Source organism: Nocardia brasiliensis (assembly GCF_042691675.1).
In the GTDB taxonomy this organism is placed as follows: Bacteria; Actinomycetota; Actinomycetes; order Mycobacteriales; family Mycobacteriaceae; genus Nocardia; species Nocardia brasiliensis_D.
Genome location: NZ_CP170507.1, coordinates 2,207,772 through 2,232,958 on the forward strand (window position 1 = coordinate 2,207,772; position 25,187 = coordinate 2,232,958).

The 25,187-nt window shown below is 65.5% G+C and carries 24 protein-coding genes; 12 read left to right on the forward strand and 12 right to left on the reverse strand.

Going from position 1 to position 25,187, the window contains the following annotated elements; translation table 11 throughout:
• Window positions 1-31 precede the first annotated feature (31 nt).
• The 3 genes from ACFK0J_RS10255 to ACFK0J_RS10265 form a co-directional block, all read right to left on the reverse strand.
• Window positions 32-751, reverse strand: coding sequence for a phosphoadenylyl-sulfate reductase (locus ACFK0J_RS10255; RefSeq protein ID WP_378738776.1), 720 nt, complete (start codon window positions 749-751; stop codon window positions 32-34).
• A gap of 37 nt (window positions 752-788) precedes the next feature.
• Window positions 789-2,615 (reverse strand): nitrite/sulfite reductase, encoded by a 1,827-nt coding sequence (locus ACFK0J_RS10260; RefSeq protein ID WP_378738779.1) that lies wholly within the window; start codon window positions 2,613-2,615, stop codon window positions 789-791.
• A 133-nt stretch (window positions 2,616-2,748) separates the two neighbouring features.
• A complete protein-coding gene (locus ACFK0J_RS10265; protein WP_357940236.1) occupies window positions 2,749-2,841 on the reverse strand; it encodes an Ms4527A family Cys-rich leader peptide in 93 nt (30 codons plus the stop codon).
• Between the two features lie 368 nt (window positions 2,842-3,209).
• On the opposite strand from ACFK0J_RS10265, the gene ACFK0J_RS10270 reads away from it, so the two are divergent.
• From ACFK0J_RS10270 to ACFK0J_RS10280, 3 genes are all read left to right on the forward strand, one after another.
• Window positions 3,210-3,608: an SgcJ/EcaC family oxidoreductase gene (locus ACFK0J_RS10270; RefSeq protein WP_378738782.1), complete on the forward strand. Its 399-nt coding sequence runs from the start codon at window positions 3,210-3,212 to the stop codon at window positions 3,606-3,608.
• Window positions 3,609-4,617: 1,009 nt separating this feature from the next.
• Window positions 4,618-5,793, forward strand: coding sequence for a radical SAM family heme chaperone HemW (gene hemW, locus ACFK0J_RS10275; protein ID WP_378742741.1), 1,176 nt, complete (start codon window positions 4,618-4,620; stop codon window positions 5,791-5,793).
• Between the two features lie 559 nt (window positions 5,794-6,352).
• Window positions 6,353-6,562 (forward strand): hypothetical protein, encoded by a 210-nt coding sequence (locus ACFK0J_RS10280; protein WP_107654883.1) that lies wholly within the window; start codon window positions 6,353-6,355, stop codon window positions 6,560-6,562.
• 944 nt (window positions 6,563-7,506) lie between these two features.
• On the opposite strand, the gene ACFK0J_RS10285 is transcribed toward ACFK0J_RS10280, so the two are convergent.
• Both ACFK0J_RS10285 and ACFK0J_RS10290 read right to left on the reverse strand, forming a co-directional pair.
• Window positions 7,507-7,821, reverse strand: coding sequence for a hypothetical protein (locus ACFK0J_RS10285; RefSeq protein ID WP_378738784.1), 315 nt, complete (start codon window positions 7,819-7,821; stop codon window positions 7,507-7,509).
• A gap of 13 nt (window positions 7,822-7,834) precedes the next feature.
• Window positions 7,835-8,212 carry a hypothetical protein gene (locus tag ACFK0J_RS10290; RefSeq protein WP_378738787.1) on the reverse strand — a complete coding sequence of 126 codons (378 nt, stop codon included), beginning with the start codon at window positions 8,210-8,212 and terminating at the stop codon, window positions 7,835-7,837.
• Window positions 8,213-8,533: 321 nt separating this feature from the next.
• On the opposite strand from ACFK0J_RS10290, the gene ACFK0J_RS10295 reads away from it, so the two are divergent.
• A complete protein-coding gene (locus tag ACFK0J_RS10295) occupies window positions 8,534-9,340 on the forward strand; it encodes a TetR family transcriptional regulator (RefSeq protein WP_378738789.1) in 807 nt (268 codons plus the stop codon).
• Between the two features lie 329 nt (window positions 9,341-9,669).
• Window positions 9,670-10,416 (forward strand): histidine phosphatase family protein, encoded by a 747-nt coding sequence (locus ACFK0J_RS10300; RefSeq protein WP_378738792.1) that lies wholly within the window; start codon window positions 9,670-9,672, stop codon window positions 10,414-10,416.
• Window positions 10,417-10,575: 159 nt separating this feature from the next.
• Here ACFK0J_RS10300 and ACFK0J_RS10305 read toward each other — a convergent pair whose 3' ends face one another.
• Window positions 10,576-11,745, reverse strand: coding sequence for a helix-turn-helix domain-containing protein (locus ACFK0J_RS10305; RefSeq protein ID WP_378738795.1), 1,170 nt, complete (start codon window positions 11,743-11,745; stop codon window positions 10,576-10,578).
• 286 nt (window positions 11,746-12,031) lie between these two features.
• Between ACFK0J_RS10305 and ACFK0J_RS10310 the strand changes: the two genes are divergently transcribed.
• Both ACFK0J_RS10310 and ACFK0J_RS10315 read left to right on the forward strand, forming a co-directional pair.
• Entirely contained in the window at window positions 12,032-12,325 is a 294-nt protein-coding gene (locus ACFK0J_RS10310; protein ID WP_378738798.1) for a hypothetical protein, read from the forward strand.
• A 139-nt stretch (window positions 12,326-12,464) separates the two neighbouring features.
• Window positions 12,465-13,619 carry a DMT family transporter gene (locus ACFK0J_RS10315; RefSeq protein WP_378738800.1) on the forward strand — a complete coding sequence of 385 codons (1,155 nt, stop codon included), beginning with the start codon at window positions 12,465-12,467 and terminating at the stop codon, window positions 13,617-13,619.
• 84 nt (window positions 13,620-13,703) lie between these two features.
• On the opposite strand, the gene ACFK0J_RS10320 is transcribed toward ACFK0J_RS10315, so the two are convergent.
• The 6 genes from ACFK0J_RS10320 to ACFK0J_RS10345 all read right to left on the reverse strand — a co-directional run bounded on the left by ACFK0J_RS10320 (window position 13,704) and on the right by ACFK0J_RS10345 (window position 19,737).
• Entirely contained in the window at window positions 13,704-14,480 is a 777-nt protein-coding gene (locus ACFK0J_RS10320; RefSeq protein WP_378738802.1) for an ESX secretion-associated protein EspG, read from the reverse strand.
• 1,474 nt (window positions 14,481-15,954) lie between these two features.
• Window positions 15,955-17,154 (reverse strand): hypothetical protein, encoded by a 1,200-nt coding sequence (locus ACFK0J_RS10325; protein ID WP_378738804.1) that lies wholly within the window; start codon window positions 17,152-17,154, stop codon window positions 15,955-15,957.
• A complete protein-coding gene (locus tag ACFK0J_RS10330) occupies window positions 17,151-17,597 on the reverse strand; it encodes a hypothetical protein (RefSeq protein WP_378738806.1) in 447 nt (148 codons plus the stop codon). Before ACFK0J_RS10330 ends, ACFK0J_RS10325 begins: the two co-directional genes overlap by 4 nt.
• 71 nt (window positions 17,598-17,668) lie before the next feature.
• Complete coding sequence (locus tag ACFK0J_RS10335) at window positions 17,669-18,241, reverse strand: DUF3558 domain-containing protein (RefSeq protein WP_378738808.1); 573 nt, start codon at window positions 18,239-18,241, stop codon at window positions 17,669-17,671.
• Between the two features lie 363 nt (window positions 18,242-18,604).
• Window positions 18,605-18,805: a DUF397 domain-containing protein gene (locus tag ACFK0J_RS10340; protein WP_378738811.1), complete on the reverse strand. Its 201-nt coding sequence runs from the start codon at window positions 18,803-18,805 to the stop codon at window positions 18,605-18,607.
• Complete coding sequence (locus ACFK0J_RS10345; protein WP_378738813.1) at window positions 18,802-19,737, reverse strand: helix-turn-helix domain-containing protein; 936 nt, start codon at window positions 19,735-19,737, stop codon at window positions 18,802-18,804. The genes ACFK0J_RS10340 and ACFK0J_RS10345 overlap by 4 nt, the downstream gene beginning before the upstream one ends.
• A 200-nt stretch (window positions 19,738-19,937) precedes the next feature.
• Between ACFK0J_RS10345 and ACFK0J_RS10350 the strand changes: the two genes are divergently transcribed.
• The 5 genes from ACFK0J_RS10350 to hrcA all read left to right on the forward strand — a co-directional run bounded on the left by ACFK0J_RS10350 (window position 19,938) and on the right by hrcA (window position 25,051).
• Window positions 19,938-20,399 carry a DNA-directed RNA polymerase subunit beta gene (locus ACFK0J_RS10350; protein ID WP_378738815.1) on the forward strand — a complete coding sequence of 154 codons (462 nt, stop codon included), beginning with the start codon at window positions 19,938-19,940 and terminating at the stop codon, window positions 20,397-20,399.
• Window positions 20,400-20,855: 456 nt separating this feature from the next.
• Window positions 20,856-21,302: a DUF4254 domain-containing protein gene (locus tag ACFK0J_RS10355; protein WP_378738817.1), complete on the forward strand. Its 447-nt coding sequence runs from the start codon at window positions 20,856-20,858 to the stop codon at window positions 21,300-21,302.
• Window positions 21,303-21,445: 143 nt separating this feature from the next.
• Window positions 21,446-22,621, forward strand: coding sequence for a hypothetical protein (locus tag ACFK0J_RS10360; protein ID WP_378738820.1), 1,176 nt, complete (start codon window positions 21,446-21,448; stop codon window positions 22,619-22,621).
• A gap of 379 nt (window positions 22,622-23,000) precedes the next feature.
• Window positions 23,001-23,345, forward strand: coding sequence for a hypothetical protein (locus ACFK0J_RS10365; RefSeq protein WP_378738822.1), 345 nt, complete (start codon window positions 23,001-23,003; stop codon window positions 23,343-23,345).
• A gap of 674 nt (window positions 23,346-24,019) precedes the next feature.
• Window positions 24,020-25,051 (forward strand): heat-inducible transcriptional repressor HrcA, encoded by a 1,032-nt coding sequence (gene hrcA, locus ACFK0J_RS10370; RefSeq protein ID WP_218475417.1) that lies wholly within the window; start codon window positions 24,020-24,022, stop codon window positions 25,049-25,051.
• Window positions 25,052-25,187 lie beyond the last annotated feature (136 nt).

A 25,187-nucleotide genomic window follows, 5' to 3' on the forward strand; every position in this document is an offset into this window, starting at 1 on the left:
ACGCAGGCTGCCTCCGTCGGGCCTGACTCGGTCAGGCGGTGTGCAACCCGCATTCGGTCTTGGCGAGGCCGGCCCAACGGCCGCTTCGCGGATCGGAACCCGGCTCCGGCTTCCGTGTGCACGGAGCGCAGCCGATGGACGGATATCCCTCTTCCACCAGAGGATTGACGAGGATGCCGTGCTGTTCGATGTAGGCCTGCATCTCGTCGTCGGACCAGGCGGCGATCGGATTGATCTTCACCAGCCCGAACGCCTCGTCGAACGAGATGAGCGGTGCGTTGGCCCGCGTCGGCGCCTCGACCCGGCGGATACCGGTGACCCAGGCGTTGTATCCGGCCAGCGACTTCTGCAGCGGGACCACCTTGCGCAACCGGCAGCACTCGCCGGGATCGCGCCCGAACAGGTCCTTGCCGAGCAACTGATCCTGTTCGGCCACAGTGTGTTCCGGACGAACGTTGACCACGTTCACCCCGTACACCGCCTCGACGGCGTCCCGGGTGCCGATGGTCTCGGCGAAGTGGTAGCCGGTATCCAGGAACAGCACGTCCACCCCAGCGCGGACCTGCGCGGCCAGGTGGACCAGCACGCCGTCCTGCATGTTCGAGGCGACGATGTAGCCCGAGCCGAAGTTTTCCTCGGTCCACCGCAGCAGGTCGAGCGCGGACGCCTCGGGACCGAGGTCGGCGGCGCCCTTCTCGGCAATGGCCCGCAGCTCTTCCTCGGCCAGCTTCGCTACCAATTCGGTTGTCACAGTTGATCTCCCATCACATGCCCAGCGCAAGCGAGACTCATTTCAGATCAGCCTCGTCGGCACGAACGGCCCACTGCGCGAACCGTTCGCCATCCTCGCGGTGCTTGATGAAGTTGCGCACCACCCGCTCGATGTAGTCACCGAGCTCGTCGCTGGTCACCTTGTGCTGACGCAGCTTGCGCCCGAAGGCGCTGTCGAAGCCGAGGCTGCCACCCAGGTGAACCTGGAAGCCCTCCACGTGATTCCCGTTGCCGTCGTCGACCAGCTGGCCCTTGAATCCGATGTCGGCGATCTGCGACCGGGCGCACGAGTTCGGGCAGCCGTTGATATTGATGGTGACCGGAACGTCCAGCAGCGCATTGAGATCCGCGAGCCGCTCCTCCAGTTCGGGCACCAGCACCTGCGACCGCTTACGCGTCTCGGCGAACGACAGCTTGCAGAATTCGATGCCGGAGCACGCCATCAGGTTTCGCCGCCACAACGACGGACGTGCTTGCAGCCCAAGGGGTTCCAGCTCGTCGATCAGCGCGTCGACCTTGTCGTCGGCGACGTCGAGCACGATCAGCTTCTGGTACGGCGTGAACCGGATACGGTCCGACCCGATCCGCTCGACGGCGTCGGCGACCTTGGTCAGGATCGTGCCGGAGACCCGGCCCGCGATGGGGGAGAAGCCGACCGCGTTGAGCCCATTCTTCAGCTTCTGCACGCCGACATGGTCGATCGGCTTGGTCGGCTGCTCCGGCGCCGGGCCATCGATCAGCTTGCGCTTCAGGTACTTCTCTTCGAGCACCTCACGGAACTTTTCGATGCCCCAGTCCTTGACCAGGAACTTCAACCGCGCCTTGGTGCGAAGGCGGCGGTAACCGTAGTCGCGGTACAGCGAAACCACGGCCTCCCACACATCCGGCACCTCGTCGAGCGGCACCCACGCGCCGACTCGTTGCGCCAGCATCGGATTCGTGGACAGGCCGCCACCGACCCAGAGATCGAGACCCGGCCCGTGCTCGGGATGGTTCACCCCGACGAACGCGACATCGTTGATCTCGTGCACCACGTCCTGCTGGCCCGAGATCGCCGTCTTGAACTTGCGCGGCAGGTTGGAGTACTCCTTCTTGCCGATGTAGCGGCGCACGATCTCGTCGATCGCGGGCGTCGGATCGATGATCTCGTTCAGCGATTCACCCGCGAGCGGGGAGCCGAGCACCACGCGCGGGCAGTCGCCACACGCCTCAGTGGTCTTGAGACCGACCGCCTCGATCCGTTGCCAGATCTCGGGGACGTTCTCCACCTCGATCCAGTGGTACTGCACGTTCTCGCGGTCGGACAGATCGGCGGTGTCGCGGCCGAACTCGGTGGAGATCTGGCCGAGGGTGCGCAGCTGCTCGACATTCAATGCGCCCGCGTCGCAGCGGATGCGCATCATGAAGTACTTGGCCTCGAGAATGTCGATGTTCTCGTCGCCGGTCCAGCTGCCGTCGTAGCCCTGTTCGCGCTGGGTGTAGAGACCCCACCAGCGGAACCGGCCGCGCAGATCGCCCTTGTCGATGCTGTCGAAGCCCTGCTTCGAGTAGATGTTCTCGATGCGAGCGCGGACGTTGAGTGGGTTGTCGTCCTTCTTGGACTGTTCGTTCGGGTTCAGCGGTTCGCGATAGCCGAGCGCCCACTGTCCTTCCGCCTTGCGGCGCACCGGCTTACCGGTGCGGGCGCGCTGCGCTCCGGCCTTGGGCGTGGCCGATGCTTCGGGGCGGGGGCGGTCGGGGCGGACGCGGCGTTCGGAGGCGGGGCGGTCGGGCCGCGAGTGGTGGCCGGGCCGGGAATCTGGGCCGGACTGATCGGTCGGACCGGCGTCGGTGCTCGACGTCATGGGGTCGCTCCTGCGGGGTGGGTTTACATCCGTGCTGGAGGCGCGAGGGGCTGACTCGCACCTGCGGTGTCAGCGGACCGATGAGGTCGAATATCGGGATCGCCGGGAAGACCCGGGGATGGGCGTCGCTGAGCTACCGAGAAGAAGCAGGCAGACAGCAAGCACTACAGACGCGCTTGTAGTCGACGTGGCGACGTGCCACAAGTCGTACTCCCGATGCGCGCATGAGCCCAATTGTGCCACGTCAGCGGCGGCCTTCCGACCGAGAGTCCATATTTTCCGCAATTTAGCGGGAAATCCCCTGGACCGTCCGGTGGATATGTGACGCCAGTCATAGATCATCCAGCGAACTCGGCTCCTGATACCTCATCGCCACCGAAGTGAACCGCGCCACTATCAGCGGAGGGGACCTGACCGCGGCGCCACCCGTAGTTCCTCGCAGCCATGTCCCGTCCGCCGAGGCCAAGCCGTAGGGCTGCTCGGCGAAGGGGACAGCACGGAGGGTCTACTCGGGTTTTGCCTCAGTCAGGTCCCGCTCGTGGACGGTTTTGAGGGTTTGACCTGAAGTCCACTCGAGGTGTCAGAGTGGGCGCCATGAGTAACGCAGCTGTCGAGGCCGAGCTCGACGCCATCCGCAAAGTCGTGGCCACCATCGAACACTCCCAGCAGAACGAACTGGTCGACGAGTTCGTCAGCCTGTTCCGCGAAGACGCCATCTGGACCACCGGTGGCGGCAAACGACTGTTCGGCCGCGACGCCATCGCCGAGTTCACCGCCAAGGTCTTGCCGGGCGCGATGCGCGACGGCACCGCCACCTACGAGGTCGAACACGTCCTGTTCATCCGCCCCGACGTCGCGGCCGTCAAGGTCCGTCAGCGCTACCTGACCAACGACGGCGAACTGACCGGCCAGGGTTCCCCGATGTACGTGATGTCCAAAGAAGATGGCCGCTGGCTGCTCACCGCGAACCAGAACACGGTGGTCGCCGACTAATCGAAGAGGCGCCTAGTCGTTGGCCGACTGCGTCCGGGCAGCCATCGCATCCTCTGGAGGGCTGGACTGGTGGGTCTGCCGGATTCCTGGGTACCGGACCCCTTGACCACCGGCTGCCGGGTCGCCGGACTGCCGGACTTACCCGACCGCCGGGCCGCCGAAGCGTCGGGGCTGCTGGGCCGCTGGGCCGCCGGGTTGCCGACTGAATTAAAAAGGGTGTGCAGTCGTCGGCCGAAGCATCCGGACGGCCTGGGCATTCGTTGGAGGGGCTGGGCCGCTCGACCGCCGGACCGCCGGACCGCCGGACCGCCGGACCGCCGGACCGCCGGACCGCCGGACCGCCGGACCGCCGGACTGGCGGACTGGCGCGAGCGCCGGGCTGCCAATTGCCGGGCTGCCGACTCTTGGCCGCCGGGTTTGCTGGACTGGCGGGTTGGTGGGCCGCCGGATTGGCGCGAGCGCCGGGCTGCCAATGCCGGGCTGCCGACTCTTGGCCGCCGGGTTTGCTGGACTGGCGGGTTGGTGGGCGGCCGGACTGGCGCGAGCGCCGGACCGCCGACTGCTGGGCCAGCGGACACCTGACCGCCGGAGTGCCGACTGCCGCGCCGCCGGACTGCCGCGCCGCCGGACTGCCGCGCCGCCGGACTGCCGCGCCGCCGGACTGCCGCGCCGCCGGACTGCCGCGCCGCCGGACTGCCGGGCCGTCGGACTGGTGGGCGGCCGGACTGGTGCGAGCGCCGGATAGCCGACTGCCGACTGCCGCTTGCTGGGGCCGCCGGGCCGCCGCAGCGCCGACTGCCGACTTCCGCGCCGCCGAAGGCAGGGCTGCCGCGCCGCCGGGCCGCCGGTGCTCGGCGGAAGCGGGGTATCTCCGACGGCGAATGCGGGACTGCGAGGGGTGTTACGGGGGACAGCGCAGCCGCGCGGGTTGCCCGGGCGCGGCTGGGTGGTGGGGGACCGGCAGACTGGAGGGGTGAGTTCACCTGCGGCTATTCCTGTTGGCACCGAGATGTCGGGGCCGGTGCTCAGTGATTTCGGCGGTGGGGCGTTCGGGATCTACGTGCATGTGCCGTTCTGTGCGACACGCTGTGGGTACTGCGATTTCAACACCTATACGGCGGGTGAACTCGGGACCTCCGCCTCGCCGCAGTCGTGGTTGGAGGCGCTGCGTGGTGAGTTGGCCACGGCGGCAGGTCAGTTCGCGGCGCTGCCGACGACGACGCCCGAGGTCGCGACGATCTTCGTCGGCGGGGGCACACCCTCACTGCTCGGCGGCGACGGTCTGGCGTCGGTCCTCGACGCGGTGCGCGCGAACTTCGCTCTCGCCGCGGATGCCGAGGTGACCACCGAGTCCAACCCGGAATCCACCTCGCCGGATTTCTTCGAGCGGATCCGCGCGGCCGGCTTCACTCGTGTCTCACTCGGCATGCAGTCCGCCGCCGCGCACGTACTGAAAGTGCTCGACCGCACTCACACCCCAGGTCGCGCGGTCGCCGCCGCACAAGAGGCACGTGCGGCCGGGTTCGACCACGTGAACCTCGACCTGATCTACGGCACGCCCGGCGAACGCGACAGCGACCTCGATGCCAGCCTCGACGCGGTACTCGCCGCAGGCGTCGACCACGTCTCCGCCTACTCGCTGATCGTCGAAGACGGCACCGCATTGGCCCGCCGCGTCCGCCGCGGCGAACTCCCCGCCCCGGACGACGACGTCCTCGCGGCCCGCTACGAACGCATCGACGCTCGCCTCACCGCCGCAGGCCTGACCTGGTACGAGGTATCCAATTGGGCCGCAAGCGAAGCCGCGGCCTGCCGGCACAACCTCGGCTACTGGGACGGTGGCGATTGGCTCGGCGCGGGCCCCGGCGCGCACAGCCACGTCGGCGGCGTCCGCTGGTGGAACATCAAACACCCCGCCCGCTACGCCGACCGCGTCGCCGACGGCGGCCTCCCCGCCGCAGGCTGGGAAACCCTGACCTCCGACGAGCGCTACACCGAACGCGTCATGCTCGCCGTCCGCCTCCGCACCGGTTTACCTCTGACCGACCTCGACTCGACCGGCATCGAGGCCGCCGACCGAGTTATCGCCGACGGCCTGGCAACACGATCGGGTGATCGTCTTGTGCTCACCGATCGAGGCAGGCTTCTGGCCGACGGAGTGGTCCGTCAGCTGCTCGTTCCCTGAGCAGGTCGCCCCGGCTCCTCGCCCAAAGGGCGCGCGACAACCACCGGAAGATCCCCGCTCCCGGCCTGTTGCCGTGCGTCGAGTGGTACATGGTGGAGGGTGTCTCTCGACGGACGCCTCCGCCATGTACCACTCGACCTCGAATGGCGTCAGTGGTGATTGTCCAGCCGGGTGATCGCCGGAATTAGTTCTGCTCGTGGCTGAGGATCGCGCCAGGCGGCAGGTGGCGTTCGAGGTGGGGGGAGCGCCGTGCGCCTCGTTCTCGCTCCCATGTGACACAAGACTCATCACGGGTCGGATCGTCTCGCTGCTGCGGGATGAGCCGCCCTCTTCGTTGGTCATAAAAAGGGACTCAGTAGATCTTCTGGCCTCCAGGAGGCTCTCAGGTCCCCTACCGGGGCAACCAGCCCGCTAGCGCACCCGCTCGACTCGCCGTAGCACCCGCAAACTTGCGAGCATCCCGCAGCCCGACCAACCGCGTTCGGCGAACTGCCGGGTCGGTTCGGCTGTCGCGGAGGCGACCGGCCTTGTAGGCTTCGATCAACCCCCAAGGAGATTCATGTCCCCGGCACGACACATCACTCTCATCCACGAACCGGGCGAATTCGCCGAGGCGCGGGCAAACGAAAAGGCCGAAACTGCGCGACAGAGCGCGGTGGCCGCCCGCACGGTCGCCAGCTATTCGCAGAACGCCGACGATTGCCAGTCCCTATTGGCGATGCTCGGCCTGGACGCACTCGCCGGCAAACAAGCCAGGGTCTGCGACTAAACACACCTCCCCGTTGGCGAGTGCCAGGCGCCGCCACTTGCGGGGAACAGCCCGTACACGGCGCGCAAGCGTCGGGCGAAACGCGACGGGTCACGAAAACTTCAGCGCCGCGCGATCATTGCGATCGTGCGGTGTCTGCGGTCCGGATGCGTCGGACCCCTTCCGGTCGCTGGCTGATGATCCACTGCTGGCGGCTGTCATCGGCCGTCGCGCGGATCTTGTACAGCTGACGCACCGCCATGTTGTGCTCGATTGAGGTCTGGTGTCGGTTGGGTTCCGCCGCACATTGGCGCGGATCCGCGTCGCCAGAGTGCCGCACGGCGCGACGATGCCGGTGCCGTCGTCTCCCCTCAACCGCGACGCGCCACACATCGAATAGCGCGAGTGTGCTGACCATCTGCAGGGCGAGGGTGCGGACCCATCGCGCAGGGCGAGGGTGCGGACCCAACGGCAGGGCGAGGGTGCGGACCCAACGGTAGCGCGATAGTGCTGACCAACGGGTAGCGCGAGGGTGCCGATCGTCGGCAGGCCAGCAGCGGCAGGGCGAGTGTGCTGACCAACGGCAGGGTCACACCGTACAAAAAGCTGAACAGGCACATCGGCAAGAACGTGACCACGAAGTAGATCCCGATCATTTCGTCCCGCAGGAACCGAGCTGACCGTTTCGGTGATCGTGGCCACTCCATGCCGGTCGACCTTGGCTGGCGCGAAATCGCTGACACGGCAATGGATTCCTGACGGAGCAGAATTTAGGTCCGCAACATCCGCCCTGAAGCGCAGCTGACCCGTTCGCCCAGCAACACCCCATCGCGCTGGGCTCCGGCCTGATCCTGATGCCACGACAGTGACGTCGGCGGTGGGCCGTGACGCGGTGGCCCGACCCAGAACCTCACTCCCCGTTAGTATCTCGTCCAGGCATGTCATTTCCCTAACGTCCAAACGCGTTACGGCAAACCGTCTTCTTTCGCCATTGCGGCTGAGTCGCATATGGCGCTGTTGATCGCGTTGACCAGGGCACCGAGGACCTCCCCCGCGTAGATGTCGAGCACCTTGTCGGCGTCCAGATCAATAGAGCGGAGCAGGCCGCGGCCATCGATCGTCACGCTGCCGAACTCGGTGCCCGCCCGCCGGTCCACGATCCTGACCTCGTGCAACTGATCGGCAAGTGCGGACCCTCCGTCGAGGATGTTTTGCGCACTACGATTCCAGTCTCGATTCATCTCGTTGACGAGTGCGGAGATGCTGTCGAAATCCGACATGCGAGCCCTCTCTTTACAGACTGGCGGGATGGTGATCGAAGGCCTCGGGAAATTCTTTGCGGAGCACGTCGATGGCTGCCTCCGCCGCACTTCGTCGGGCACTGTTGACTGCTGCCACGATCGACCGGCAGGTCTCAGCCAGGGCGTTGCTCGTTTCCCACCACGCGGCCTCGGTAGCGCCGCCGAATCCGAGGGAACAATCCGTGAGCCCGCGTGGCAGTTCGATCGCCAGAACTCGTCCGTCGGCCGAGACGGTCACATGCGCGCTACCGTCGCCTGCTTCGTATGTCCAGCCGTCGATCTCCGCCATGGCTGCGTGTACTCGGGCGCGCAGTGCCTCGACCTGGTCCTCTGCTTCGCCGATTAGGTCTCGAACGTCGCCTATCTCCAATTCGCTAACCCCCCGCGGGCTCTGGTTGTTATTGAATGATTACTTGATGGAACAGCATTCGCTCGAGGTGCAGGTGAGCGAAACTGCCGATCGGCGGGTGGGGCGCCGTTGCCCCGGAGTGCCGATGTTCACGGCGTTAGTTTGCTGCCGGAATGCGCGGAGCCGACCAATCACCCGTGATCCGCTGCGGCAGTGAGCGGTGTGGCGGATGGCCGGTTCGGTGAGCGGACCGCCTGCGGCAGAACGACTTTCGCCGAAGAGGTTGCATGACATGATTGTTTCGAGGATTCCCTCGGTATTCAACTCGACTTTGAGGCGACCGTGTCCACACCCCGTAAACAGCCCCGTCAGCAGCGCTCACAGTTCACCTTCGAGGCGATCCTGGATGCGGCTGCTCGACTTTTCGAGCGCGACGGGTACAAGAACACCACCACAAACAAGATCGCTGAACTGGCCGGGGTGTCCATCGGGACGCTGTATCACTACATCCCGAACAAGGACGCGCTGCTGTACGCGCTGGACGAACGTCACCTGCGGCACAACATGGACGCGCTGATGGCGCAGTTCGCCGTCCTGCGCAGCGACGACCCACCGCTGGCCGACACCGTTCGCCAGATAGTCACCGGCTTGGCCTACGGGCACCGCGACGAGAAACACCTGAACCGGATGCTGTTCCTACAGGCTCATCGCACCCCGGACATCATGCGACGCATGCGCGACCTCGAAGACGTCCTCGCCACCGAGGTCGAATACCACCTGCGCCGAATGAACGTCGGCGGCCCGGACCCCTACCTCACCGCGCTGCTGGTCGTCCAAGCCGTCGGCGCCCAAATCCACGGCGCCATCATCGAACCACCTCCCGGCCGCACCATGGAGGACTGCATCGACACCGTAGTCGACATGTGGGTCCGCGCCCTCGAAACCACCAGCGCCCCGCCCCGCCCCGAGCAACCCCAAGCCGTCCCGCACCCCACCCCAGCCGGGGCCAACCAATGCCCGCCGGAAACGGCCCCGAGTTCGACACCCGCCCCACCTAGATCAGCCGCCGGGGCCTTGAGCACGAAACCCGCCCAGACCCACAGTGATCAGCCGCAAGTGGCCCCGAGTTCGACACCCACCGGCCCGTAGTCACAGACCTTCGGCCCGGTTCGCAGGCCCTCTTCCCTCTGTAAGCCGTGCGAAAGGTCTGTGGGTTCGTGGGCTTTCTGGGCTTTGGCGTGGGGCGTGCACACGGCTCGAGTGGCGGGCCGTTCCGACTCGATCGAAGCCGCGTCCCTTGCGGTGTGGAGAGCTGGTAGGGCATACCGGTGCGGCTCGATGAAGTGTGCGCCGCACGCATGGATCGGATTGGGAGGCAACACTCCGATCGAGTTCTCGATGGCCGCCGATATGATCGGCGGCTGACGGCGTAGGGCGCATAATTCGGTGTGATCACTCATGGGGATAGTGCGGCTCGGATGGAGCTCGATGCCGGGAGCGGTTGGGGGCGAAGGGGTTTCGAGGCGCACTGCCCGCATCCGGACGATGGCGGAGTCGTCGACCTGCTGTACGCGGTCCGGCATGGGCAGAGCACGTCGAACGTTGCGTTCGCCGCGGATGAGACGGTGGAGTCCGACGACATGGCCATCGGACTGACCGAGCTCGGTCGGCGGCAGGCGACTGCGGTCGGTAAATGGTTCGCTTCCCTCGATTCAACTCGGTTCCCTGACCTGGTGCTTTGTTCCCCGTACCGGCGAGCCGTGCAGACTTGGCAGCTCGCCGAGCAGGAATTGCGCACGGCGAACCGAAAGCTGCCGTGCCACCGCATCGACCACCGGCTCTACGACCGACACCGGGGTCAGCTCAAACACTTGCCCCCGGCAGTCGTACGCGAGCGTTTCCCCGAGGAACTCGCGAAAGAAGCCCGCGACCCACTCGGCTATCGCCCACCCGAAGGCGAGTCATTCAAAGATGTCGCCGAACGATTGCGCGGCGTCGTGGACGATCTCGAAACTGACCACCGGCACCGCCGAGTGCTGATCGTGGCGCACGACGCGATAGTGCTGTTCCTGCGTCAACTCCTCGAACAGCGCACCGACACAGAGGTTTTGGCTCTCGCCGAAGCCGGGCTTGCGGGCAATGGATCGATCACCAGCTGGCAGCGCACCGACAGCGGTTACCAACTGCTCACTTACGACCAGTGCACCCACTTGCCGGAAAACTAGTGCGCCACTGTGTAATCAGGGTAGCGACGACTGCGAAGTCGGCGCAGCGGCGACCCCCGAAACCGGCTGACGTCGCCTTAGTCGACCTTGCAAGCCGACTCCTCAATCGAATCCCCTAACGCGGCCCACGAAGCGCAATCAATGCCTTCCGTGGACCGCTCATCTTTCAAAGATGTTGTCTCGCATAGCAGCTGGCAGTCGGACAACAAGCTGTGAAACGTGCCGACGGACCTGCCCAACCCGCAGTTCCGGCGACAACGAGTGCCAGACCTGCCGAATAGTCTCCCGGGCATGGTCCAATTCGCCTCTGCGGATGAACACCGCGGCCATATCGAGATCGAGCAGTGCGCGGCCGACCTGATCCTTCTCGGCCATCGGTAGTTCCAGCATCCGTTGCCGGATCGACTCGGCCGCACGCCAGTCGCCGACCGAGCTGAGAGCGTGCGACTGGTGCCAGCGCAGGATGTATTCGGAGGTACCGAGATTGTCGTCGGTCGTGGCGGTGGCGGGCAGCGCGGCGAACATCCGCTCGGCGGCGGTGACTGCGTCCAACGCATCCCGGCGCCGCCCGATCCTGGCCTGGATCCCCGCTTCGGCAAGTAACCCGAAGACCCCCGCCGGTGTCGGCGACGGGCCACTGGCCGCCTGGGCCGCGCGTGCCGTGGCCAACCCTTGGTCGAGCGCGTGCCGGTAACACTCGTGCGTGTGCGCCATATGTCCGTGCAACCAGGCTTCGAGCGCGGTGTCCCCGGCTTGGCGGGCGGCACGGCGCGCCTTCGAGAACCACATGAAGGTGTCTTGCAGATCGGCGACGTCGTTCAGCCGAAACGCGATGAGCCCGGCCAGGATCGCCTCGATGCGGTGCAGGCGCCGATGGAGGTCGGCGGAGTGGTCGGTCAACTTCAGCTGCTGGACCTGGGCCAGGTCACGCATCCGTGCCGGAATGTATTCCGATGGGGGAAGGACGTAGACGAGATAGCCGCAGAGTTCGAGGCTCTCCTCCAGTACGCGAACGGTTTCCAGCGCCGTGAAGTCGCTGCGCGGGGTGGTCGGGGCGAGCAGGCGGCTCCGTGGCGCGATCGGCGGGGATTCGTCCTCGGTGTAGTCGTGCCCGTAGCCGAGTCGGTCCGGCCGGGTGCGATACAACCGGCACAGCGCGTCGAGGAACTGATAGGTCGGCATGTCGAGGCCGGTCTCCCAACGGGACACGCTCTGATGCGATAACCCTCGGCACGACGACCCCTCGGCGCTGACGATCTGCTGCAACCGCTGGGCGACATCGACAAGGGTGAACCCATGCGCGATCCGATGAGCTCGGAGCAACGACACTCCACAATGCGACCGGACCGCGTGGACCGTCTCCCACGTCGTCCCGCCCGCGGCCGCATACTCCCGCACGACTCGTCTGCCGCACGCGATGCTGTGCTGGCTCCCCACGACATCTCCAGGTCACTGGTGATTTCCTTGGCGGACACGCGTATGGATCTGCGTGACCCGCGCTCTTGACGGTATCCGTACGGTGTGCTCACGTCCATAAACAGGCAGTTCTGCGCGCGAGGCGTGCAAGGGCGGGGCATTTCTGGCTACGGGCGGGCGGCGGGACCACGCTGGGGGCATGAGAAAAATAGTCATCGTCGGAAGGACTCCGGCGAACCCGGTGCATTACGCCGCCGAGGATGACCACGTGTCACTCGCTCACCAGGCGATACACGTGCTGACCCCGATCGCGACCGGAATCACCGCGCTGGCCACATTCGTCACTTGCGCATCGGCACTGAACATCGGCACCGTGTCGGTGTTGGCCGCCGCGTGGGTGTTGGCCGGCTGGCTGGCGCGCGGGCGACGCTGTCATTGCCGCGAGGATCGCAGGCACACTCGGATATGCGAGACCGCAGGGGGTTCCGCCTAGTCGCCGACCCGATAACCAGGGCAAACTCGGACCCGTGATGCCGCGGAAAGTTCCGTTCAGGCCCATATCGCTGTAACGCGCGGCGAGCCGCGAAAAAATACCCGGGAGTACGGATCCGGGTGTCGGTCATATCGGTAATGTGGGCGACATCAACGGGTCCGAGATCGTACAAAGCAGACATTTCACTGACCTGCGCGGTATCGGAGCGCTGGTTCTGCTCACCGCGTCATTTGCCATGCTCACGGTCTTGTCGCGCTATCTCGCCGGTGGTTTCACCGTCGCCCAGCAGGTCTATCTGCGGACCGGTGTGGCGTTCTTGCTAGCGGTCGCCCTATTCAGCCGGTGGATTCGCTGGCGCACCGTACTTCGGGTAGGCGTGCGGGAATGGTCCGTGATCGTGGCACGCACCGTGCTGCTCTACGTAATCGGCACCACATTGTTCGCAAAGGCCACGACAATGACGACGGTGAGCGATATTTCGTTCATCGCCGCCCTGCCCCTGGTCTCCGCGCTCGGGATGCTGATGCGCAGCGTGCGCGTCACCGCGGTCCGGATCGTGTTCGTCGGGGGATCGGCGGTGGGCGTGGCGATCCTGTCCGGATTCAGCGGGAGTGCATCGAGTGCGCTGAACTATGGCAACCTCGTCGCGCTGGTCGCCATGGTGGCAATTTCGTTGAGTTACCTTGGCCGCGAATGGCATAACGGTGTGCTTAACAATTATGAGCTCACCGCCTTGACCCTCGGCGTCGGAGCTTTGGGAGTGGTGTTCACGTCCGTTGTGCAAAGGGATGGACTACCGCGAATTCCGGAACAACTGCCGCCGCACACATCAGCGGGAATGCTGTGGGCCGCAATCGGTATCGCCGGTGTGCTCAGCGTGGTGAACGTCTTCCTCATCAATTACGCCTTCGAGCACGTGGATCCGGTACCCGGCGGCAACATGCTCACCCTCGAATGCGTTTGGGGTTTGTTGTTCGGGCTGTGCTTCTTCGGCCAGGTGCCGACGTGGAGCGGGATCGTCGGTGGGGCACTGATCGTGCTGTGCGCGTTGGCGCTCAATGTGATCGACGGGCACACAGCCGAGGAGGTGGCGCCCAGTGATCGAAGACCGCCGGAGTTCGCTGCCCCCAACACTGCCGAGCAGTCGCTGCCTGTTGTCCGGATGTACCTGCCAGAGGGCGCCGGTCTGCCGCGTTCGCAGCGAGAAGAGGAGCTGGCGGCGGCTCAGTCGTGGATCGAGTCGTGGGTGAACGACGCTACGAACAGTCCGAGTCAGCGGACTCCGACCAGCTGACGGCGGAGCCAGGTGTTGCAACTGTTCGACGTGTGAAACGCACTCTGGCGCCGGTTGCAACTTTGAGTGCACGCTTCATGTCGGTTACCAAGTTTCGGCGCTGGATTCTTGGAGGCGGTTCAGGGCGCGGGATATCCACGTGGTGAAGTGTGAGGTCAGGTCGGCGGGGGTGGTGGGGCGGACGGTGATGTGAGTGCCGCGGATTTCGGTGTAGCGGCCGTCGTCGGTGATGTCGTGCCATTGCAGGACGTTCCAAGGTTCGGCGAGGGTGTGCAATGGGGCGGCTACGAGGACAGCGGTGCCGCCGCCGTCGGCGGGGCGGCCGAGGAGTCGCTGGTATTGCTCGCGGGGGGTTTGGCGGGCCACGTCTTCGAAGTAGCCGTTGTTCCGTGGGGCGAGGTCGTCCGGGTGAAAGGTGGCTGGGGCGGCGCTGCCGGGGGCGCAGGAGGGGAGGGCCTGCACCAAGCGGTTAGGGAGGCTTTCTGGGCGGGACATGCGCACGCGGATCGGGCCATGTTCAGTAGCGGTGCCCGCCTGCATGAGCGTCACGGCGTGATAAGGATTTCTCGCGCCGACAATCCGATACTCGCGCAGATCGTCCCGCCCCGAACTGTTCTTGTGTTTGCAAGTGCCACCGAGGATTTCGATCCTCAACTCGGAGCTGCCGAGCGTGTGCAGCGCCAGCTGGATCTCCTCCAACTCGTCAGCGGAATAGCGCTCGCGCACCGCCCGCCGATGCGCCGCGAACTCATCACGCAAAGCGAACCGACTGGTGTACCGCAACGGACTCGGGAACCGATCATGGGCATCGGAATACCAGAGAGCCGCGAAATCATCCGGTTCCCAAGTCCATTCAGCCATACCCATCCAATCTTCTCCATGTCGTAACTTGCTGAGCGCCCGTGCGGCCCAACACTTACGCCGCACCACTTCCGGCCCCGCACACAGCTATCCCATACGAGGCCGGTCACCACCCCACATGTCACCCGGTCGCCACACGCATCGTCCCATCCGAATGCTGCCCAGCCCAACGCCCCCTCGTGCGCCGAGCGGGACACGGCCGCGGCGACACGGGGACCCCCACGCGGCGTAGTCCCGTTCTGTCTTGGGCCGAGGTGGTTTCGGCGGAGACGTGGACGCTGCGATACGTGGGCTCCCCGCGCCGCGCTACGTGGACTCGTGCGCCGTGTAGTGCCGTGCGGTATTGGGCCGGGTGGCTGGGCTGCGGAGCGCGGACGCAGCCGCGGCGGCACGTGGGCGCCCGCGCCGCGACACGTGGACTCTCGCGTCGTGTAGTCCCGTTCGGCGCCGGGCCGGGGTGGGTTGGGCTACCGAGGGGGACGTGGCTGTGGCGATACGTGGATTCGCGCGCCGTGTCGTCCCGTTCGGCGCCAGGCCGGGGTGAGCTCGGGCGGCAAGTGGGACTTGGCTGCGGCGGCATGCGAGTGCTGGCCTCCATAAGGTCCCGTTGGGGGTCGAGACCGCGGGTGCCGGGGTGGCACCTCCCCGGGGAGTCGGTCCTGTTCGTGTGCCGTCGCGTGGCAATTGCTCGACCCGACACCACGACCGGGAACGGGACACGGCTGCGGCGAGACGTGCGTGTTCGCGCCACGAATGCCCCTTGGCAGGGTCGGATGCCGCAATGCGTATCTCGTGCGCTGGACGCCCGGTGCCACACTTCTGCCGTCATCCCACGAACCGGCCAGCGCTCGCCGCCCAGGACATCACTGTGGCGCACGCGGGTGCCACCTCGGCGTAGTCCCGTTCGGCGTCGGCCAAGTCGGTCTCGGGTGGCGAAGGGGACATGACTGCGGCGACACGCGGGTGTCGCCACGGTGTAGTCCCGTTTCGCGCTGGGGCGAGTCGTGAGTGGGACGTGGCTGTGGCGGCTTGTGGGTGTTCGCGCCAAGGTCCCCTCGGCGGGATTGGCTGGCGCAGTGGGATTCCCGTGCGCCGGACGGCTGGTGCCGCTCCTCCGCCGTCGTCCCAGGCACCGGTACGGCGATCGCGAACGGGACGTGACTGTGGCGACACGCGAGTGTCGCCTCGGTGTAGTCCCGTTCGCCGCTGGGCCGAGTTGGGCTCGGGTGGTGAGTGGGACGTGGCTGTGGCGGCAGGTGGGTGCCTGCTCCGTAAGGTCCCGTTCGGAGCATCCGGTGCACGCGCCGTGTGGTCCAGGTCGGTGTCGGCCTGGCCTTGGGGGGCGAGAGCGGCGGGGGCCGTGGTTGGGGGGACACGCTGCTGCTTGCTGCGTGAGGTCCCGTTCGGCGGGGTAGTGGCCGTCGGCAACGGTTGGTAGTTGAGTTGGTGGGGGTGGGGCGAAGGGGTGCATGGGTTAGTTGGGGGTGTCGCCGCCGATTACGCCGCCGGGAATGGTTTTGGGGAGGTCGCCTAGTAGTTCGTCGGTGTTTTCCTGGGTGATCAGGTAGTCGGGGATTTTGTGCTCGGCGTCGTCTTCGGACTTGCCGCCGCGGGCGCCCATACCGGGGGCGCCCATGCCTGGCATACCGGCTGCGCCGCGGGCGGCTGCCGCTGCGGCTGCCGGGTTGGTTGGGGTGCCGGGGGTGGTGGGCGTGCCGGGGACGCTGCGGCCCGGCTGGGGAGTCGACGGACTGGGCGACGTCGGAGTGCCGGGACTGCCGGTGCGGCTTGGGGTGCCGGAAGTGTACGGGGTGCCCGTGCCGGTCGGCACGGTCTTCGTCGGGTCCGTGGAGGTGGGGGTGGTCCCGGGGGTCTGGGTTGTCGGGTTGGCGCCCGCCGGGGTGGTTTGGGTGTTGCTCGGAGTTGTGGAGGCGGGGGTGGTTTGGGTCTGCTCGGGTGTGGTCTGGTCGCCCGGCTGCTGCGAGGTGCCCGGGTCGTCGGGCTTGCCGTCGCCATCCTTGTCGCCCGGGACGAGGGAGTTGGTCGAACTCGGGTCCGAGCTGGTCGGTTTGGATTGGATCGGCTGGCCGCTATTGCTGTTGTCGTCGCTGTATCCGCCTGGCGGAGGTGCGATGTCGACGGCCTTGGTGGGACTCGTCGGCGTCGGCAAGATGGGGATCTTGCCGTCGATCTGGCTGAATGGCTGCACGTAGTGCTCGTTCATCGCGACGCGCGCCCGCTGGGTCTCCTCGGATTGGTCACGCTGGAGGTCCCAGCGGTGCGGGGGCCAAGCCCACGATGTCCATGTGACGACCACCGGATCGGGAATCGCCTTCTTGGTGTTGACGATTGCGCTCGCGGCGTCACGCACCCTGGTGTGCAGTTCGGCTAGGGCGGGCGTCAACGTATGGGCGTCGGTCGTGTAGTCCTGGATCGCCTTCTTCGACGCCTCGGCGGCCGGGCCGGACCACGCTTGGGAGACCGAGTTCTGGATAGAGCGGGCGAAGGTCGCTACGCCCTGCTCCCAGAGTTGATGCATCTGCCAGTACTTTTCGGCCTGGTTGATCGCGTCGGTGGTATCGAGCGGATCGAACGCGTCCTTGATCTCCGGATGCTCCCAGCTGTCCGTGTGCTCGCCGCCGCCCGGAATCCGGGGTGGTTCGTATCCGCTCATCGTCCGGTCCCGTCCGGGAGGAGGTATGGGCCAGCTGGGAGTTGAACGGGTGGACGCTCGGGGAGTGTCTCGTTCAGGCGCGTGAACTCACTGGCGAACTCGGTGTCCGCCTGCATCATTCGCTCTCGGGCCGATCGGTAGACCTGCTGTATGTCTTCGACGATCTTGTAATGCTGTTCCATGATCGCGTAGACATTGTTGCTGTCGGCGGCTTGCTTGGCCTTTTGCTTGAAACGGTCAACCACGGTCTTTCCGGACACCATTTTGTCCGTGGCCTCGCCCAGTCCCCAATATGGTTGTCCTGAGATCTCATCCGCAATTCGTTGAATCCGGAGGATCGTGCGCTTGAAGTACTCGCAGTCGCGGTCAACATAGACGAAGTCCTCGGGCTTCATCTCAACTGCTAGCTGGTTGTCCTTTGCGGCACTGATTATGTTCGCCATAGGCCGAGGCTGTGGCGTGTCGTCACCCATCTGAATCTTCCCTCCCGGAGACCGTGATCACTGCCACAGGATCACGAAGTTGCAGGCAAGGTAGGTACGACCTTTTCCGCCAGGTTTCGAGCGAGGTCGCACGTGTCGAGCTGCCCAGTCCTTTTGCTCGTTGTCGGGTTCGTTAGGCCGAATTCGAGGCTGCCGCCCTTCATTTCCACGTTGATCGTGCACACTGCTTGAGGATGGTCCTCGACTTGCCGTGTGGAGATCGCCCTCCGCCCACCGATTGAGAGCTCGCGGGCATCGGGAAGCTTCTTCTCCCGCACCATATCCACCGTGATGTTTGTGGTACGGATGCTCCCCGCGTACCCGTCTGTTTGGACCCACAGACACCCACGCCACTTGATGCCACCAGAGGCATTGGAGTCGTCAGGCGTCTTGTCCAACAGTTTTTCGGAGTCCAACACGCTCTGAGGGATGTCTTTGCAGGGGTCGTAGCCGGAAGGCACGTCCGGAGCGACGCTCGTCTTCGACGTGGCTGAATTGCCCGTCGGCGTGGGATCACCATCTGTCGACGACCCACACCCGGCGATCACGAACACGGCGCCGAGCGCGAGAGTGGCCAGCCGCCACGAATTCGACCTGCTCGTCATCGGATCCTTCGCCGCCGGTGCTGGTATTGATCGCACAGGGCCGGACCGGCTCCTCCGCCCCCTGTCAGATCATGATGACGCTACCGATGCGTCTACCTGGGTGCAAGCGAATCGCGTCGCAGGTGGGTGGCCGAAGGGGCAGGTGGCTGAGCTGGGTCCAGGACCTCTCACAGATGATGTCCTGGACGCGGCTGGCCTCATTGACAAAGTCTTACGGCAGGTTGGCAGCGCTACACCGGCAACACGGCAGTCGGAGGATGCCGCATCGCAGGTGTTCTGCCACCGCCGAGCGGGGTCACTACTTACGAGCTCCCGGAACCGCAGTCAAACCCGGTTCCGGGGCTCCGACATCGCACGGTCGCCTCAGCCTCGCGACCGGTCGAACTCACCATCGGTGAATGCGTCCCGCTCGCTCGGACTGAAAACAACCGCCGCGCCGTACGCGACCTTCGAATCACGAACGCCGACCAAATCGCCACCGAGGACCGCGACTTCTACGCAGTCCTGACCGGGCCTCCTGTAGCTGCTCTTGAACCATATGGCTGTCGATCGATCTGTCTTCACGTCCCGTACTCCTTCGTGATCTTGGAGAGGAGAGCGCGACTGTGGAACTCATCCAAGACAGAACGTTGCAGGTCGATATATGCCTGCTGATACTGCTTCACCTCGTCGGTCTTCTCGAGGTACAGCGCACCGTTGTGGCCCTCCGTGTAGACGATCGGTGGCTCTGTGAGATGTGCCGTTGGGTGCCTTGGGAATTCGAGTAGTACGAACGGCCCCACGGCCAGGCCTCCGTATGCCTCCGCGCTGAGGGGGACCACACGTACCGAGACGTTCGGCAGCTCGTCAACTCGGGCAAGGTGTTCGAGCTGTTCTGCCATGACTGCTGGACCGCCGATCGGCCGGCGCAGCATGCATTCGTCCACGATGGCGTCGACGGTGAGCAGGTTGTCGGTATCGGTCAGTCGAGCCGTCCGTCGAGCGAACAGCTCGATGCGCCGTTCGACTTCCGCGGTAGGCATTGTGGGTGCGTCTACCTGAATCATCGCCCGCCGATATTTCTCGGTCTGCAACAACCCCGGCAACAGCACCGTCTGATACGAGATGATCCGCTCAGCAGCATCTTCCAATCCGACAAACAAATCGAAATGCTTCGGAATGGCATCTCCGTATGCATGCCACCATCCGGTGCGATGCGCCTCTTCGACCAATCCGAGCAGCATTCTCGTCACGTCTTCGCACGCGCCGTAAACCTCGCACAGGCGCTCGATGAACAACGGATTCAGCCGGACGGGTTGCCCGGTCTCCATCCGCCACAGTGTTTGCTTGCCAACGCCTATCTCTTGGCGGGCGTGTTCCGCGCTGACGCCTGAATTTTCCCGGAGTTCGCGCAGCTGACGTGCGAGCATGCGTCGCGGGAGGGTGGATCCGGTGGGGGTCACGGCATTCCCTTTCGTAGCCTCACTATTGGCCATGTATGGCAACTGGAACCGCATGGACGGGAATCCTTGGAACCTTGCGTATTTTCCCCTGGTTCCACAACTGGGAACGTTCCCGCCGATCATTTCCGGTGCTCTACTGAACGCGTGCCCCGGTCCGTGTCATCGAAGTCCTGAAACCTTATCGGTGAGAGCGGGTTCAGGTCCACTCGGATCCGGTGCACCAAGCGACCGATCGAGGGGAGTCGAGGTTCAATATGAACGATCCAGTGTTCGCGGATACATCTATTTCGCGCTGCACCTATTACCGCCGCACCTGCGGTCTACCGGCCGGAATCCACCCGGAGGCGGGCCGTATCGTGGTCAAAGCGGGCGTCGTCGGTGCGATCACCATGCCGGCCGGACTCGGCGAGCGCGTCCGTGACGACATGCTGTTCCGAGGCTGTCCCCTCGGCCCGGTCGTGGCCCACATCCGTTCCCGCCGTTGGACTTTCCTCTGCCGCCCCGACGTCCCCGACGACCTGCGCCTGTTCGCCGAACTGTTCCGTCTGGACGTCTCCATCGTCCCGTTCGGCGGCGAAATCGCTCTCCCGTCTCCGGCTGACGCACGCGCCGCCTGCCGCGCCTGGGTCGTCCTACCGCGCGACACCTTCCGCCCTTCCGGCGCGGTCATCATCGACTACGTCCGCGCCTGTACCGGGCGGCAGAGAGTTCGGTGATGCTTTCGGTGTCGACGAGTTATCCAGTGCCGCAAGGCTTTATGGGCGCGAACGGACATCCAGGTGGCGGTCAGGCGGTGGACACCTGCCACGGTGGCCTCTCCGCGATCCCCCGAGGGGCGAGCAGTTGGTCAGCGGGACAATGCTTCCGAAGCGCTGGGCGCTCATGTCCATCCATCGCCCGTGGCAAGTCGAGCGCACCGTCCCTGCACCGCGCCCGCCCGTTGGCTTTGGTGACCATCCATTTTGTCGCATGTATGCAGCGGCGGGTGCCACATACGGTGGCCGCGCCTTCGACAGCTCGCTTGGCGAGAGATACGGCCCGTCTCGCCAGAACCGCCGTCCACCAACGGGCTTTCGACTCCAGACAACCCATCCCCAAGCACCCACCGCATACCCCTTTCGGCACCCGCACACCGAGTACAGCGCGTCAGAAAGGGTGTCCGGTCTACACGCATGCCGCGGCACGAGAAGGGGGCGCAGGCGGTGAAAGGTTCGCTGCCGACGAGAGGGCAAGTGCTGCAAGCTTGTCGGGGGACTGCGGGTGACCATCCGTTGTTGCGGGCGGCTCGTGAGCTGACCGTCCTACACGAGCGCAGTCTGGCGGCCCGCGAAAGTACTTCCAAGCTGGACGAATATCGAGCCCGGCAGGTCCGCGACATCGATTGCTGGGTCACCGCCCATCTACCCGTCCCGCATGGCGGCGCCTACCTGCACACCGAAACCGTCGGCGCGATCCTCGACCGCCTCGCCCGGCTCGCCGCGTGCGCCCACGCCGCCCTCTCCCGCGGATCCGACCGGGACCTCAGGTTCGCCTGGGAACGCCTCGCCGAACTGGCCATCGGCTACGAGGACCTCACCATCGAACTCAGCAGCGGTCGTCGCCGCCTGCCCCGGTGTTGATCATGAGTTTTGTTCGCGTGGCGTCGATTCGAGCATTGATTCGGACAGGATTCGCCGGGTATTCGAGAACCGATAGAGGAGCACCCGCGAGTGGGTTAACCTGCCGAGGATCGTTCGATAAGCCGAGGGAGTTGCCGTTGATCGTGGACGGCATACGACGCTGGGCGGCAGTAGCGGCGATAGGCATAGTCGTTGTCGCGCTGTGCGGGTGCGGCACCATCACCCGAGATGCCACCGTGCGCACCAGCACCGAAGCCCGTGCCCCGAAATCGGCGAAAGCGCAAGCAGAGCTGCCCGGATCCATGGAACTGGCCGCCATCGCACCGGGAACGAGCGAACTCATGGCGCGGGTCCGCGCAACCGATGCGTGCAGCCTGCTGAACCGCGAATTCGCCGAGCGTCTCGGACCATTCCAGCGCTTCGACCGCAGTCCCGGCTGGGAACGCGGCACCGGCTGGACCGGCTGCGGGTTACTGATCACCGCCCCCGAGAACCCGGACACCTACTACTCGTTCAACCTGGAACTCGACAAGCTCTACACCTCGGACAAGCGGTCGGCGGACAAACCCGAGCAGATCAACGGCCGCACGGTGTATCGCAGCGCGAACAGCGACGACAGCAGGCCGGACGCCTACAGCTGCGAGTACCGAATCCCCGCCGGAGACACCGGGTTCGGGCATTTCCTGACCGTTGCCAAGATGGCCGGGGCGAAGAAGGCACCGGTCCCGTGGTCGCAGCCATGCCGGTTCACCAAGGACTACCTCGCCGCAACCATCGACGGGCTGTCGGCATTGCCGCCGCACGTCATCGACGACCCGGTCGGCAGGTCATTGATGCAACGCAACCCCTGCGCGGCCGAACAGCAGATCAGCGCCCAATTCCGCGGCTGGCAGATGTCCTCGGTCGGCTGGACCAAGGCGTACAAATGCGCGATCACCCTGATCCAGCCCGGTGGCGGGCACCGCGTGACCATCGAAGTTTCCTTCGAGCAGAACATCGAGCAGATGGTCAAAGCGGGTGAGGTCCTGCGGCTGCCCTCCGGCCTCGACGGCGGACAGTCCATCCAATACGGCCGCCACACCACCGTCGAGGGACTCACCGGTATCGAAATCCGCTCGGTCCAGTCCACCGACCCCACCCGCCAGAACACCACCTGCAAGGTCACCCTCAACTACCGCCGTGCCGACCCACCCACCGCCAACAACGCCCACCTACTGCACATCTCCCTGAACCTCGCCCCCGCCACCCCACCCTTCCCCTTCGACGCCTGCACGCAAGTCACCCAAATCACCCCCACCGTCTTGCGCGCGATTCCCTGATCCGTGGGTGGCATGGCGCTCTCTTTGCCGCAACCATGTGCCACGCACGGCCGATGCCGATGGAAGGTGGCGACAGCGTGGGCCACCGCATATGGCTGCCAGACGCCCGGGGCCGCTGCCAGGAAGCCGACACCAACCACGGCAGCACGTGAGCGGGACATGACGGAGGGCGCTCCCGCGTGTCTCCGCAGCCATGTCCCGTTCGCCGCCGGGTGAGGTGGGGTCAATCCAGGTGGAGTGTGGGACCGAATACAGGAGGGGTCCTGGCTAGTCGGTTGGGACCAGATTCGCGGTTCCGTATGGGATGACGCAGCACCGGGAACCGCCCTGTCCGCGAAGGAGTTTCGTTTTGCGTATCCGTTCCGTTTGCCTGTTCGTCTTGGCCGCCGTATCCGTTCTTGCCAATGGCACCGCCGTCGCGGGTCCGACTAAACCGGCCTACATTTGCAAGGAGATGAGCTTCAAAGGGCCGCAGGGGCTCGGCATCTACTGCAACGCCACTGCTGGCGCGCCTACCACCGGCAAGATCGTCGCGGGGTTCACCATCGATATCGAAGACGACGGCCCCACCTTCTCCTGCACCAACGGCACAGCCACCCAGAAAACCGATGGCCTCGAAATCGCCGGGCGCTGCCACGGCCTCTCCCTCGGCAAGACCGATGGCGCAGTCGACAACGGCACCGACGCGAACTCCGACCCCTTCACACCATTCACCCTGCCCTGACCAGCCCCCTGCCACCGCCCTGCCGTGACCACCCCCTACCACCCAAACCGCTGACCCCATCCGGAACCGCGCCGTCGGCCCGAAACCCGTCGGCACGCTAGCCGAGCGAGGCATCGCCGAGGCATTACTGGCGTTCCGCCACAGCCAGGTTCCGTTGGCCGATGGGTGCCGGCGGCAGACTGGAAGAGGGGAACATGGCCGAGGCACTTCTCGTGTTCTGCCACCGCCAGGTCCCGTTGGTCGTCGCAATGTCGTCGGTGGCATCGCCGAGCGGGGCGTCACTGAGGCATTACTGGCGTTCCGCCGCCGTCAGGTCCCGTTGGTCGTCGCTGTGGCGTCGGTGCCATCGCCGAGCGGGGCGTCACTGAGGCATTACTCGCGTTCCGCCACCGCTGCGTCCCGTTGGGCGATGGGTGCCGTCGGCGTACTCGATGAGGAGGGGCGCTCCTCCCGGGTCCACCGGTGCGGCTGCCGATTCCGTTCGTCCCTCTGTTCGCCCGCTTGGCGGCCGAACTCAGTTCGTATGACGCCCTCGCGCAGGCGGGCGATTCGTGTATGGGCAATTAGACTGGTTAAGCAGACGGACCGGGATTCGTATGGTGTTGTGCGAAGGGAATGGGTTCGCCGGCGGCCTGTAGCGGCGTACCCGAGGACGAAGCGAGGAGGTGGGGCCGATGTCGAGCACCGAGGACAGGCGCTTCGAGGTCCTGCGCGCGATCGTTGCGGACTATGTCGCGACCAAGGAGCCAATCGGGTCGAAGAGCCTGGTGGAGCGGCATAATCTGGGTGTTTCCAGTGCGACGGTGCGCAACGATATGGCGGTGCTGGAGGCGGAGGGGTACATCACGCAGCCGCACACCAGTTCCGGGCGCATTCCTACAGATAAGGGATATCGGCAGTTCGTGGACCGGATCGCCGAGGTCAAGCCGCTGTCGGGGGCGGAGCGGCGGGCGATCATGGAGTTCCTGGAGTCGGGGGTCGACCTGGATGACGTGCTGCGTCGCGGTGTGCGACTGCTGGCCCAGCTGACCAGGCAGGTCGCGGTCGTGCAGTATCCGTCGGTGTCCGCGTCAACGGTTCGGCACATCGAGGTGGTCGCGCTGAATCCGGCACGACTGTTGCTCGTGGTGATCACCGACACCGGTCGCGTCGACCAGCGGCTGGTGGAGCTCGGCGCGCTGATCGACGACGAGGATCTGGCCGCGCTGCGCGGCATGCTCGGCGGCGCGATGGACGGAAAACGGTTGGCCGCGGCGTCGGCCGCGGTCGCGGAACTGCCCGAGCGGGCGCCGCTGCGCCTGCGCGATGTGCTGATCCGGGTATCGACGGTGCTGGTCGAGACGCTGGTGGAACATCCGGAGGAACGACTAGTGCTCGGCGGCACTGCCAATCTGACGCGTAATGCCGCCGATTTCGGTTTCCCTGGTTCGCTGCGTGACGTACTGGAGGCCCTCGAAGAGCAGGTGATCGTGCTCAAGCTGCTGGCCGCCGCGCAACAGCCGGGCACCGTGACGGTGCGCATCGGCGAGGAAACGCAGGTAGAGCAGATGCGCGGCACCTCCGTGGTGTCGACCGGTTATGGCACGTCCGGTGCGGTGCTCGGCGGGATGGGGGTGCTCGGCCCGACCCGGATGGACTATCCGGGAACCATCGCCTCGGTCGCGGCCGTTGCCCGGTACATCGGCGAGGTCCTCGCCGAACGCTGACGGCTCCGATGCCGCTGCTACCCTCGTACTTCCGGCCGGATAAAGTTGAGTGCATCCGACTAATGCTGTTCATCAGCATGCGGTGGGAACGGTGAAGGCACCGTCGGCATTGTCGAGAACGACCAAGGACTAGAGA